We start from the raw sequence: 14255 nt of genomic DNA, 5'->3' as shown, positions 1-14255 counted from the left end.
ACGGTAACGGCCGCTGCCAGGAACAAAACCTATGGCGATGCAGATCCGGCGCTGACCTATACTAATACCCCATTGGTGGGTGCGGAAACATTCACCGGTACATTAACTCGTGATGCGGGCGAAAATGTGGGCACTTACGCTATTAAACAAGGGACGCTTGCATTGAGCAGCAACTATACGCTGACCTACAACGTCGCTAACCTGACCATCGGCGCTAAAGCCATCACGGTAACGGCCGCTGCCAGGAACAAAACCTATGGCGATGCAGATCCGGCGCTGACCTATACTAATACCCCATTGGTTGGTGCGGAAACATTTACTGGTGCATTAACTCGTGATGCGGGCGAAAATGTGGGCACTTACGCTATTAAACAAGGGACGCTTGCATTGAGCAGCAACTATACGCTGACTTATACCGGCGATAATTTGACCATCGGCGCTAAAGCCTTAACCATAGCGGCTGATAACAAAACCAAAGTTTATGGATCGGCTAACCCAACATTGAATGTAATTTATACCGGTTTTGCAAATGGTGATGATGCATCTAAATTAACAAGCCAGGCTACAGCAGTAACTACCGCTACTGCAGCTTCACCAGGGGGCACCTACCCTATCACAGCAAGCGGGGCGGCATCGCCAAACTATAGTATCAGCTATACCGGCGGCACGCTGACCGTAACGCCGGCTGCATTAACTATCACGGCTGATAGCAAAACTAAAGTATACGGTGCTGCTAACCCAGCATTAACTGCTACTTATGCCGGCTTTGTGAATGGTGATGATGCTACTAAGCTGACTACTCAAGCCAGCTTAGTTACCACGGCAACTGCAGCATCGGGGGTTGGTACATACCCTGTTACAGCAAGCGGCGCGGCATCAAATAACTATTCGATTAGCTATAGCGCTGGTACATTAACTGTAACCAAGGCAAACCTGGCTATAGCCGCTGATAATAAAACCAAAATTTATGGCACGGCTAATCCTACACTAACCGCTACCTACAACGGTTTTGTAAATGGCGATACCAATACCAGCTTAACTACCCAGCCAAGCCTGGCCACAACGGCAACAGCGGCATCGGCGGCGGGTACTTATCCAATTACAGTAAGTGGTGCAACATCGGGCAATTACAATATCAGCTACACAACTGGCACCCTAACGGTAACTAACAGCACCTTAACTATTACGGCTACTAATGTCAGCAAAACCTATGGTGCAGCTAACCCAACATTAGCATTTACGTATAGCGGCTTTGTAAATGGCGATAGCCAGGCTAACCTAAGTACCTTGCCAGGCGTAAGCACTACGGCAACGGCGGCATCGGGTGCGGGCACTTACCCAATTACAGTAAGCGGGGCGGTTAGCCCTAACTATACCTTAGTATATGTACCGGCAACACTAACGGTTAATAAAGCATTATTAAACGTATCGGCCGATAATAAGAGCCGTAACTACGGCGTTGCTAACCCTGCTTTAACCATTACCTATAGCGGTTTTGTAAACGGCGATACCCAGGCCAGTTTGACCACACAGGCCACCGCGGTTACTAATGCTGCTACAACATCGCAGCCGGGTAACTATGCTATTATTGCCAGTGGGGCAGCATCGCCCAACTATAGCTTTACTTATAGCAGCGGTACCTTTACGGTGGTGCCATTAACTAATGCCAGTCTAAGCAATTTAAGTATTAGCCAGGGTGCTTTAACGCCGTCGTTCAGCAGCAGCACTTATAGCTACAAGGTATCGGTGCCTTATGCGATAACCGATGTTACACTTACTCCAACGGCCGATGCTACAGCCACAATCGCCGTTAACGGTTCGGCAACCGGCAATGGTTCGTTATCGGCACCGTTAACGCTTAACCCGGGCGATAATACTTTGACTATAGTTGTTACCGCACAGGATGGTGTTACCAAACTTACTTATACCGTATTAGTGCACCGCGCATTACCACCGGCCGCTATTGTGCCAACCAACGTATTATCGCCAAATGGTGATGGTAAAAACGATGCCTGGACAGTTAAAGATATCCAGCTGTACCCTAATAATACCGTAACTATTTATGATAGGGCGGGCCGCGCGGTGTACAGCAAAAAAGGGTATAATAACGATTGGGATGGCACGCTGAAAGGTGCGCCCCTGACACAGGGCACTTATTTCTATATCATAGACCTTGGCCCGGGCTACGAAACCCTGAAAGGTTTCATTACCATATTAAAAGTGCGTTAAGAAACAAATAAGCAGGCAACAGACAGAGAAAAATTAAGCGAAATACAAAAATGAGTACCAGCATATTAAAACCTTCAATTATAAACCAAATAGGCAGGGCATTGCTGATGGGCATAGCGCTCATCAGCACCAGCCTGAGCAGCAAGGCCCAGCTAAACCCATTCCAGGCCATGTACTTCCAAAACCAGTACCAGTACAACCCGGCTATGGCCGGGCTGGAGAAAGCGCTTAAACTGAACATAGGCTACCGGCAGCAGTGGAGCAATTTCCCGGGAACGCCAAAAACCACCACCTTTACAGCCGATTTTCAGCCGGTAGAGAAGGTAGGCTTGGGTATAAATGTGAACGACGACCAGGAAGGGATCATCCGCCAGACAAGGGTAATGGGTACTTATGCGTACCACCTGCCTTTAAGCGGTAATAACGAAAAGTTAAGCTTTGGTTTATCATTGGGTGTAAATGATGCACATATTGATTATAATAAAGTGAATGGCGATTTAACTGACGAGCAGATAGCGCAGTATAACCAGTTAAAAGCTTATGTAGACGGGGATTTTGGCATGGCTTACACCAGCGATAAACTGACCGTTAGTTCGGCCCTGCCTAACTTGAAATCGGTTTTCTTTAAATCGTCTGATCAGCGTTTTGATGCCGACAGGTTACTGTTTATTACCGCCGTAAGTTATAAGTTTGATGTTTCGGCAACGGACAATAATCTTTCGCTGGAACCCCTGGCAGCCTATAGGATTGTTAAAGGTTATAAGGATATCGTTGATGCGGGCTTCAATTTCCGCATGAACAATTATGGCATATACCTGCAAGGCATTTATCATACCAGCCAAAGCATGGGCCTTGGTTGCGGGCTTGATCAAAATACGTATTGCCTTAATTTTAGCTACAACCTGGAAACCGGTGTACTAAGCAACTATACCCGCGGTGCGTTTGAATTTGGATTAAAACTGAAATTGTTTGGAAAGTAAAATCAGACTTTTCCGAATCAGTAATACAAAAGCCTCTCAGATAATCTGGGAGGCTTTTTATTTAAAGTACCTATAAGGTTGTTCATATGGTTATTTGGGTATCTGAAAAAGGCTTTTGATTTACGCTGATTATACGCAATCAGGATGTCCGCATTTTTCTTATTTTTAGCAGCACCAAAAAACGTTAAAAGACCACAATACCTTATTGCCCAATGCCCATTAATATTTATCAACGGATATTCCGGCCTAAGGTCGTACCCATCCTCTTTCTCCTCCTGGTGTATGCCCTTACCATGGCTTCGTGCCGTCAGGAACATGAACCGCCATTACTCACCCAGGCACAGGTCATTCGTATATTTGCCCCGGCTCAAGTGCGGATCGTAAACCATAACTTTCATGGAGCAATCGCACTGATCGATTCGATCTGCAAGGCGCAAAAATATCGTACCGACCAGCTTACTATGCTGCGCTACTCGTACTATTCCACGTTCTACCAATTTATGAACAAGCGTGACAGCGCGATACTCTTCGCAGACTCGGCGGTGATCATCGCCGACAGGCACCCTATGACCGACAGTATATGGTTGCGCTACTCCTTCTCACGTCATTTTAATAAAGGTAACTTGTTGTATGCCTGCGGGAGAGTGCAACCGGCTATCGATGAGTTTTTTAAAGCAAAAGACAAGGTGGAAAAGACCGGCGAAGAATGCCATGCAGATCTTATATATCATTTGATAGGTTTGGCCATGTATCAACAACAACGTTACCCTGCTGCCAGGTCATATTTTGTGCATACCTTACAGATATTTGATAAGTGCCACCCGCCCGGCAACCGTTGGAACTACGATCACGACCGACAGGAAATGCTGAATAACATTGCGCAATGTGATGAAAAGCTGGGCCGCTACAATAGCGCCCGGCTGTATTGTCAAAAAGCTTTGGCGCAGATTGCCCACTCAGAAGCCCTGCAGAATTACGGCCCTACTGCGCGTGGTAACAAGGAAACGGCCGACCGTAACCGGGGCGTTGTGTATGGCACCATCGCTCAGATCTTATACAAGACCGGGCATGCAGATTCTGCCGAAATATTTTTTAAGCGAAGCCTGCAGCTCACAAACAAACCGGTTGGCGATATTGGCGATGCCCAATTAACGCAGGTGAACCTGGCTGGCCTGTATCTGCAGCAACAGCGCTACCCGCTGTTGAAAAATACGCTGGATAGCCTTAACAAAAGCTTAAAGGAACAATATAGCGAGGAAGCCCAGCTGGGTTGGCTGCGCCTGATGTACCGATACACTGCTGCTAATCACCTGGTGTTGCAGGAACTTGATTATTATAAGCGGTATATTACCATGCGCGATTCTATTGAGGTAGTGAAAAGGGAACAGCGGGAGACCGATTTGAACGAAGCGCTGAATACCCGCAGCCAACGGCTGGAGATCAGCTTGTTAAAAAAGGATAATCAGCTGGGCAGGGTATATTTATGGATCGTTCTGGCATTATCTCTGTTAGCACTGGTAATCATCATACTGGTTTTATATAATTACCGCCGCAGTCGGCGCAATGTGAAGATATTAACAGGGTTGAACGATCAGATCAACAAGCAAAAAACAGCAGTAGAGCAGGCCAATAAAGACAAGGACCGGATATTGAATGTGGTGGCGCATGATCTGCGCAGCCCTGTGGGTGCTACCGCGTACCTGGCAGATACCATGCTGATGGCTGATGAGGTTGACACCCGTGCAGCCCGGTCGCTTGGCCTTATCAAACAGGCGGCGCAAAACGCGCTCGACCTGATTAATGAGTTATTAGGCCTGCGTACTGATAACGACAAAGCGATAAAAGAGCGTGCAGACCTGAACCAGCTTATTGCCGGCACCGTAGAGATGCTGCGTTATAAAGCATCAGAGAAGCAACAGCAACTGATATTCCAAACAACAGAGCCCATTTTACCGGTAATGGCTATCCCGGAGAGATTAACACGGCTAATCGGTAACCTGATCATTAACGCTATCAAATTCAGCCATCTGGAAACGCGGATTGAACTGACCGCGGCTATAGTTGGGGATTGGGCAGTATTTACCGTAGCCGACCAGGGTGTCGGCATTCCCGAACATCTTCAGGCTAATATATTTGATACCTTTACCACCGCCCGGCAGCAGGGCACTTCGGGCGAAAGATCTTACGGGTTGGGGCTATCGATATGTAAGCAGATCGCTGCCGAGCATAACGGCGATATAACTTTCAAAAGTGAGCCGGGTGCAGGTACTGTGTTTACCGTAAAACTCCCGTTATGCAATGATATTTAGTTGCCTCCGAATGTCGCGGATAAAGGTTTCGCCAACAGTAAAGCGTTTATAAGGGGTTAATATCTCATCAGCTACTAATTCCTGAATAAAAGATAACTGCACCGCTTCGCCGCGGTTAACCTGTATAAACCTGCTTTGCAATTGTTCGGGTACGATGTAGCGCAAGGTGCGGTTCATTGAACTGCGGATGTAATATTCTTTTTGATCGGCCGCATTAAATAATAAAGTGTAGTTACGGTTTGATATGAGGTATACGACATCTTTCCAGGTGATCTTTTTATATTTATCCCCCAGTTTTACGAAGAACTCTTCGCTTGCGCTCACTTGTGTTTCGGCCGGTGCAGCTGTTTTATTGGTGTTGAAATTACTGATCGCTGTTTGAATAGTCACATATAAAGATGCGGGGTTAACCGGCTTAGTTAAATATGCCGATGGTTTAGCATTAATAGCCAGATTGAGGGTTTGCTGATCAAAATTCGCCGTGATAAAAATGAAAGGCTTATGATACAGTTCTGAAAGCATTTTACCCAGCTCTATTCCTTCATGGCGGCCATGAAGGTTGATATCCAGCAGCACAATATCATAACTCAGTCTGTTGAGCGCAACTATAGCATTTTCAAAACTATTCGGCGTACCAGCTACAATAAAACCAAAATCAGTAAGGTTATCTTTAAGGCCCTCTGCCCACAGGGTATCATCTTCAATAATAAGTATAGATATATCTTGCTGCATGATTACAGAGCGTGCGTGGTAATTGTTTTAAAGGTTTGTCCCTGCTAAAGTAATGATTTTTTTGTATACGGTAAAAGCCCGTTTATCCCCGGTAATACCCCTATTCGTCCCCTTCGCGTCATCAGCTCAAAAATATTTCTCCATATTCAGTAATAAAACCTGATCATCCCATTGATCAATGATCAATGGGGTTTGATTATAACAATGCTTTTTTAAACCATAAGGAATTGAACCTTAAATAATTAAAAGTATAATTAATACTAATAAACCTACATTCTTAACACATTTTTTATGACCATTCAAATCTTACAAGAGCAGGTCTCTAAAAACCTCTCACATGGTAAATTAACCATCAACGATACCCTGCTTGGCCTGTCCAAGTACTCAGGCTTTTTCGGTTTATATAAAATAGAGGGCATCTATTGTACCGGGGCTGCTGTAGGGGAAATTACAGGGAGTCAGTTTACAGTATCGGCAACCGGTATTGAAATCTTGTTCGGCTTCAAAGGGATCAACCTGTCCGGTGGCCAGGGTATCGTTTTTTCTGTGGACGATAGCGGTGAGGCACAAATCAGTTTTACTTACAATCTGCAAAATACCAACCTATCGCAGGTTATATCAAACTTTTTCGGTTTAGAGGTTAGCAACTATCTTCCGTCATATATTAATACATTGGGCAGCGGCACCCCTACATTAACTATTTCAACAAGCCCGGTAACCTTCCAGTTCGGTTATGCGGTAACCCTTAATATTTTTGAGGGATGTCCGCTTAACCTATCAGTAACTTTAGACCTTGGCAAAAACGATAAGGATTATACCTTAAATGCCGGCGGCAACGTCTCGCTTGCCGACCAGGAATTTACCCTTACATATAGTTCGCAGGATTATACTTTTACCGGCGCCTGGCAGTCATCCGGTGCCCCGCTCTTAACAAACGTTATTGATGCCATGGGCTTTAGCCCCCAATATTCGTTATCCGACTATAGCATCATAGATATCACCCTTGATTCTGCAACCTTCACCTACACCTATAACACCAGCGATAAATCAGCAGTACCGCAACTCAACTTCTCGGGTGTTACTACTATTGATAATGAGCAACTAACAATAGATGTTGGTGCCACCAGCCAGTCGGAATATTATGCCGCCGTTTATCTTAACGCGCAAACTTCCTTATCATCCCTCTCATCCGGGCTATCACTGTTTGACGGCATTGTGCTTGATAACGCGCTATTAGTATTATCTGGATTTGAAAACCCAACCTTTGCCTTTCAAAACATACCCTATACCGGCATTACTAAGGGGGTAGAGCTACGCGCTGTACTTACCATGGCTGCCAACGGCAGCGGGGTTTTAGCCACCGCCCTTGGTTATCTTGAAGATGTATTTGACGGAACTACGGTAAATGTTACCATTAGTTACGATGATGGCGATTTTTCACTAACCGGCGAAGTTGATACCGATACTAAGCTGAATTTCCCTAATTCAGTAAATAAATATTGCACTATTAATGATATATCCCTCACCATCAGCACCGAATCGCCGCAAATAACTTTAGGGTGCGGGCTAAGTGTTGATTATAATTTTGATACCAGCAACATACCGTCGGTAACCCAGGTGCAGGTTAACGGCGAAATTGCTTTTGGCTGTACCGAGCAAAGCGCTACAGTTGAATTTACCACCATAGAAACTACTTCTTTAACCGATCCTTTCGGGATATCAGGTCTTACTATAGACAATGTAGGGGTAGCTGTTGGCGGCACCATAAGCGACTCGGTAGGGGCCGATATTTTTGTTTTGCTGCAAGGCGATTTTATAGTACAAACTGCTAATGGCCAGGTTCCGGGGAGTTTGGGGGTTAGCGTTGAACTTGTGGATGAAGCCATCAATATACCTTATTTAGAGTGCAGCACCACCAAGTCGTATACACTTCAGGAGGTGTGGGACGCTTGTTCTATCCTGCCTGCTCCGCAATTTCTGGGCGATGTGACCATCGATAAACTGAACTTTTACTTTTGTGATCAGTCCGGTATCACTTTGCCGGATGGTAAGGAGGCAGACAAGGGAGTTAATTTCCTGGCCAATTTCTCTATCGGCGATTTTGTGATGTTTTGTAGCCTGTCACTCAGCTCAGATGCTGTCGCGGGCGAATTGCTCATGTCGCCGATCTCGCTCAGCTACGATAGCATCCCAATCGCCTCTGTCACAGGTAACAGTCCCGGCAACCTTGAGTATGGTATAAGCAAAGGGGGCGCCGCATTTGATTGCAATTTAAGTACCAATGGGACAGAAACGATCAGCACAACTGTTGACGCCACCATTTTAGGCATAGCCGGAGTTCAAGTTGCCGCGAACATCGCTATCGGAGACAATGACAGTAATACACTATCGCTTAGTTTAGATACTAATATCGATATTATCGGAGATACCACTTTTGATTTTAATTTCACCAGCCTTACCGATATGTTACTTACCTATAAGGTTGTTGTACCAAACTATACTTATGCGATAAGTAATGTACTGGGGCTGGGGAATATTAACATTGGCGGCACCGGCTCAAACGCTACCGATCTTACCATAAGGTTGCTGATAGGCGCGTCCGAAAGTGTATATACAGCAAGTATTAGCTGCGATTTCACCTGGTTCAATACCCCAATTACTTTAAACGCCGATGTTTCGGCCAATTTAACCGACCTGACGCAGCTTATGTCCGTTATTGAGAACGAACTGGAGAACCAAGCCTCCGAACTGCTGAATAAGGTGCTGGGTAGCGATGCCGGAAAGTATATTGAGGCCATCATACAGGGCTTTATCGAAAATGGCGAATACGTTTTGAATATACTTGTTAGCGCTTTCCATGTGGCATCTGATGACCTGGCTACTTTATTTAGTGATATTGTACAGATCAACAAAACCGGCCACATAGATTACCAGGTAAATTTCCACGTTGACCATTCTATCACTGTTAATCCACCCCCGGTGTCGCTTGACTTTGGGCATATTGATACTATCCTTCACACAAATGTAAGTGTGACTATCCCACTGCCTAATTTCAGTATTCCGATAATCAACGTATCAGCCAACCAGCATTTAGATTTTGCAACTACGGCAATTCATGTGGATGTTTCTGATACCATACCGATTGTAGATCCGCCGCACCTGGATATTGAGGGTTATGGCGTTGGTTTAACGGCTACCTTAAATTTTGATGTGGATGCGAGCATACCACTTGGAGACTTTTTCGATACCAACGGCGATCCTAATTCTGATGTAGACCTTGATGTGCACGTTAATGTAGTAGGTAAAGCACAACTTCTGGATTGGAGCGATACAGCCAGTTTCAGCTTCACAATAGATTAATAAAATGGCAATAGAACTTAGGCCATTAAGCGTAAAATGCAATATTGCCTGCCATTATTGTTATCAGCAGCCCCAACGCGATGCTGAAGCAAAGAACGGGCAGTACGATATGCAGAAAATGAAGGACGCCATCCTGCGCGAAGGCGGCCCCTTCATTTTATTCGGTGGCGAACCTTTGCTGGTGCCACTTACCGATCTGGAAGAGCTTTTTGCGTGGGGGTACCAGCAGTTTGGTAAAAATGGGATCCAAACCAATGGCTCGCTCATAACACCGGCGCATGTAAACCTGTTTAAAAAGTACAAGGTGCATGTGGGGATATCTGTGGACGGGCCTGTATTGTTAAACGATATACGCTGGGCAGGCACATTAAGCAGAACCAGGGAACTGTCGGAAAAAACCCATCAAAACATAAAGCTACTGATAGACAATGGTGTAGTACCTGGTATTATCGTAACCCTGCATACCGGCAATGCGCTATCCGATACACTGCCCGCCATGGGCACGTGGATGAAAGAATTGGACGATATGGGTATAAGATCGGCCCGGTTGCATTTGATGGAGGTAGACAATGCTATGGTAGGCGAGAATTTCAGGTTAAGCCCCAGGCAAAATATTGAGGCCATGCTATATTTTCATGCGCTTGAAAAAAGTTTCAGGAATTTAAAGTTCGATGTTTTTGGCGAAATAGAACGCTTATTAAAGGCCGACGACAAACAAACCAGCTGTGTTTGGAATGCCTGCGACCCATATACCACAAGCGCTGTAAAGGGTGTGGAAGGAGATGGGAAAAAGACCAATTGCGGCCGGACTAATAAGGAAGGGATTGATTTTGTAAAGGCCCCGCTACCATCATATGCAAGATATATAGCACTATACAACACCCCGCAGGAATTTGGAGGTTGTAAAGGCTGTCGTTTTTTTGCCATGTGCAAAGGGCATTGCCCGGGCACATCTATAGAGGGCGACTGGCGCAACCGCACCGAACATTGCGACGTTTGGAAAACCTTATTCAGTATTAAAGAAAAAGAAATGATAGATAAAGGCCAAAAGCCATTATCTACTTATCGCCATTTACCATTTATTGAAGCAGTATTGTTAAAAAACTGGGCTAAAAATAAAAACCCCTCACTTAGAGGCATATTGCACCACATTAAACAGGCGCAACCAGCATGAATAACTACAGGGATATATCATTAATGTGGGTGTCGCTTGCGGCCCGGGGCCGCTGGCATTATGTGTTTGCTGATATCCGGCGATCGCTGATCGGCAGCACACTATCGGGCGTTCATGATGGCGTGTGGTTAAACCGCGACCTGAACCTTTATGGCAACTCGTGGGCTATATTTTTATCCATGGTTAAAGCATATAACATATCGTATACCGCGCAAATGGTAAACCACCGGTCTAATACAGCTCGGGTATGCTATAGCGTTTATCTTACAAATGCCAATGCAGAGCCGGATAAGGCACCGCCTACAAGCCCGGCACCGCAGGTGCTGTCTTTCTGGGACATTGCCTGCGCTTCGCCCGGAAGCCAGTTCAAAACACCAACATTGATCGCGCACGACAAAACCGCAGCTTCGTTATTACTTTGGGAAGACATAGGCCTAAGCTTGTTTGCAAACGCTCCCGAAAGCCTTTCGTGCAATAAATGCGAGCAATTGCTTGTATCGCATTTAAATTGGATGCGGGACAGCGGGCATGGCACAGATGCCGGCCTTTTACAGGAAATACTTTCGTGGCCGGTGGAGTGGTCGTCTTTTCACGGCATTGAAGAATTGCGTACCCCAATATTTAAATTACAGGCTACTAATTGGGCCAACCCATACCACCAAAAGCACTGTGTGCAGGTTATGGGCGACAGCTACCCCGCCGAAGGTGCTGCCGGCTTATATTTCCCCTATCAGCAAAAAGCCTTTAAACCTGTATCAGATTCGGCATCATTCAAAAAGGGCATCCTACATAACACTCCGGCAAAATGACAGTAAATACCGAACCTCAAAACGCCATGGCGGTGCCACAAGCCAACGGAAACGACACGCTTACTTTTCTGCGGCTGTTAAGCGATAACCCGATAGTAAAGGTGCCCGGTCCGCAGGCTAATGAAACTACCATATTCGGCGGTAAAGTGGCAATCCGTTTTTCTACAGTACCAGATGTTAAACTGGAAGATGCACCCGCAGATCACCACCATATTTACAAGGCGGAAGCACTGCTGTTACAATGCTGGCCCGAAATTTACACCCAATTTGGCCATATCATTAATGAGTTTCATCCCAAATATATGCCCGACAATACCGGCGATGGGGCTTTTGGTTCCATGAGCCATCAGCCAGCAAACGTGTATGGAAGCATGTGGGCCACGGTGAACGATCGCATTTGTTTAAGCCAGGCCTTTGTTCATGAAATGGCCCATAATAAACTGTTTGCCATTGGCCTGCCGTTTGCAGACGCGGCGCCATTGTTTTTAAACAGCAATGAAGAATTGTTCGACAGCCCCATAAGGGTCGATATTCCGCGACCTATTTCGGCCATATTTCATGGTTTTTATGCCTTTACGCATGTGCTGGCGCTCGATCGCAAAATACTTGAACATGCCGGGCTTGATGAGGAGGAAGAGAACTATGTGATCGGCTTAATTAATAAAAATGCTAACAGGGTACGCATCGGGATGGATACCGTTTCTAAATGTGCCAGGTTGACCCCCTTTGGCGAAAAATTTGTTAACGACACGATCGATTGGGCTAAGGAAGAATTGCGGCTTAGTGAAAAGTATATTAAAAAGATAAGGCAGGGGCAGCAATTATTGATTGTTGGGCCAACAGGGGCAGGAAAGACAACCTTCTCTAAAACATTATCTAAAAAAACCGGTGTGGGCTTTATTCCGCTCGACTTGATCTGTTGGGAATACTGGTATCAAACCCCTTTACTGCAAAACTGCTTTTTAAGATCGGTTGGTGAACAAAAATTAGCTTTATGGAATAAAACACTAAAGCAGGAGCAAAAAAAAGAGCTATTTAAAGAACTGGTTAATAAAAAAGTAATTGACCAGGATACCATGGACCGGTTAAAGTATCAATTGTTATTTTTTGCTATTGAAAAATTTAAAGGCCAGATAATTGATACCGGCAGCGGCCACGTTGTTTTTAAAAACGATAAATACCTTAAACTATTAAAAACGCTATTGCTGCAAAATGATATCAGGGTGGTACAGTTAAGGCCGTTGGCACACGTTGAGCAGGCGACCTCAATTTTAGACGGCCGGATAAAATACCGCGGATATACGGACGAAGAGGTTGACAGGGCAAAAAAGAACATGCTTAATCCATCCTATCGTACTTTAAGCGATCATGTGATAGATTCAAACGACCCGGTTGAGACCTGTATCAGTACCTTTTTTGAACTTACTGAAATAACACCGGTATTAGAGGCGAACTGATAGCCCAAAGAGCATATCGTTCTGGAAAACATGAGCTACCTCAGCGATCAGTTTGCGCTTGGTCTCTTCTTTATTTTTCAAGGCGGCTTACATTTAATGTTACCCAATTATTATATTGTGGTTATCGTGAAGGCTTTCCTGCTCTAATAGATGTTGGATCAGCAGCCATAACGCAAACCGCATGTTATATGCACCTTTTATAGTCAGTTTAAAAAATCTTCTTCTATTATAGCGTTATTTAAAAATACTCCTGTATTATTCCCTGTTGATATAGCGTAAGAAACAGCACGTAGAGGATTAGTATTGTCTCCACAAGCGAATATATTATCTACTGTCGTTTTCTGAAATGTATCTACTTTGATAAGTCCCTGTTCTGTCAATTCACAGCCCAATAATTCAGGGATTTTACAATGTTGTTCAAAAGGAGGTCTTGAATAGATTGCTTTTAATTGAAAAGTTGAATTGTCTGAAAAAATTATTTCTTCAACTATTCCGTCTTTGTGTTTCAATGAGGTAATTTCCCTTTCAACTATTGAAATATGGTGTCTTTTGATTTCATCGGTTTGCTCTTGTGTCAATTCCGATTTCCCATTGGTAAATATGGTTAGATCCTTTGTCCAGTTACTAATGAGTCGGGCCAAATGAAATGCAGCGTATCCATTTGCCAAAATCCCAGTTTTTTGATTCTTTACTTCATATCCGTGGCAATAGGGACAATGAAGTACCGTAATTCCCCAACATTCAGAAAATCCCTTAATGTTTAGCATTGTATCTTTTAGTCCTGTTGCAAAAACTAATTTTTTAGCTGAAAATATTTTTCCTGATTGAGTTGAAATCTCAAAGCCTTTATCGGTTTTCGTTCCATTAACGGCAAGGTCAGTTAAGAATTTTACCGTGTCGTATTTCAACACCTGTCCTTTTGCTTTTTCCGCAATAACGCCTGGTTTTTCACCGTCTTGCGTAATGAAGTTATGTGAATGGGGTGTTTGCCGGTTACAGGGCAACTCGCTGTCAATGATTAAAACATTTCTTAATGCCCGTCCCAAAGTCATTGCTGCCGAAAGGCCTGCATAGCTTCCACCAATTATGATTACATCAAAATTTTTGTTATCTGTCATTTCGTTAAAATTTAAAAATGTTGTTAATGGAAAAGGTAAAGCTAAAACTGATAAAACAAGTCCCCTTGTTTTATCAGTTCTCATCTT

At 44.6% G+C, this 14255-nt stretch carries 9 protein-coding genes; 7 read left to right on the top strand and 2 right to left on the bottom strand.

Going from position 1 to position 14255, the window contains the following annotated elements; translation table 11 throughout:
* From AC07M6_RS18955 to AC07M6_RS18945, 3 genes are all read left to right on the top strand, one after another.
* The coding region (locus AC07M6_RS18955; RefSeq protein ID WP_494892152.1) for an MBG domain-containing protein at positions 1 to 2229 on the top strand (2229 nt) is incomplete at its 5' end.
* 50 nt (positions 2230 to 2279) lie between these two features.
* On the top strand, positions 2280 to 3209 hold the full coding sequence (locus AC07M6_RS18950) for a PorP/SprF family type IX secretion system membrane protein (protein ID WP_494892151.1): 930 nt from the start codon (positions 2280 to 2282) through the stop codon (positions 3207 to 3209).
* Positions 3210 to 3421: 212 nt separating this feature from the next.
* On the top strand, positions 3422 to 5518 hold the full coding sequence (locus AC07M6_RS18945; protein WP_494892150.1) for an ATP-binding protein: 2097 nt from the start codon (positions 3422 to 3424) through the stop codon (positions 5516 to 5518).
* Here the strand turns inward: AC07M6_RS18945 and AC07M6_RS18940 are convergent.
* Positions 5501 to 6250 carry a response regulator transcription factor gene (locus AC07M6_RS18940; protein WP_494892149.1) on the bottom strand — a complete coding sequence of 250 codons (750 nt, stop codon included), beginning with the start codon at positions 6248 to 6250 and terminating at the stop codon, positions 5501 to 5503. The two genes, AC07M6_RS18945 and AC07M6_RS18940, sit on opposite strands and share 18 nt — an antisense overlap.
* A gap of 291 nt (positions 6251 to 6541) precedes the next feature.
* Between AC07M6_RS18940 and AC07M6_RS18935 the strand changes: the two genes are divergently transcribed.
* Genes AC07M6_RS18935 through AC07M6_RS18920 form a run of 4 tightly spaced genes read left to right on the top strand, consistent with a single transcriptional unit; the run spans position 6542 to position 13050 of the window.
* Positions 6542 to 9610: a hypothetical protein gene (locus tag AC07M6_RS18935; protein ID WP_494892148.1), complete on the top strand. Its 3069-nt coding sequence runs from the start codon at positions 6542 to 6544 to the stop codon at positions 9608 to 9610.
* 4 nt (positions 9611 to 9614) lie between these two features.
* Entirely contained in the window at positions 9615 to 10784 is a 1170-nt protein-coding gene (locus AC07M6_RS18930; protein WP_494892146.1) for a radical SAM protein, read from the top strand.
* The gene (locus AC07M6_RS18925; RefSeq protein ID WP_494892145.1) at positions 10781 to 11593 is read left to right on the top strand and encodes a hypothetical protein; all 813 of its coding nucleotides are present in this window, start codon (positions 10781 to 10783) and stop codon (positions 11591 to 11593) included. The genes AC07M6_RS18930 and AC07M6_RS18925 overlap by 4 nt, the downstream gene beginning before the upstream one ends.
* Complete coding sequence (locus AC07M6_RS18920) at positions 11590 to 13050, top strand: aKG-HExxH-type peptide beta-hydroxylase (protein ID WP_494892144.1); 1461 nt, start codon at positions 11590 to 11592, stop codon at positions 13048 to 13050. Before AC07M6_RS18925 ends, AC07M6_RS18920 begins: the two co-directional genes overlap by 4 nt.
* A 203-nt stretch (positions 13051 to 13253) precedes the next feature.
* On the opposite strand, the gene AC07M6_RS18915 is transcribed toward AC07M6_RS18920, so the two are convergent.
* Positions 13254 to 14252, bottom strand: a complete 999-nt coding sequence (locus AC07M6_RS18915; protein ID WP_494892143.1) for an NAD(P)/FAD-dependent oxidoreductase — start codon at positions 14250 to 14252, stop codon at positions 13254 to 13256.
* Positions 14253 to 14255 lie beyond the last annotated feature (3 nt).

The sequence above is a fragment of the Mucilaginibacter sp. GW821-FHT07H05 genome, assembly GCF_059418485.1.
This window is presented reverse-complemented; position numbering and strand designations above follow the sequence as displayed.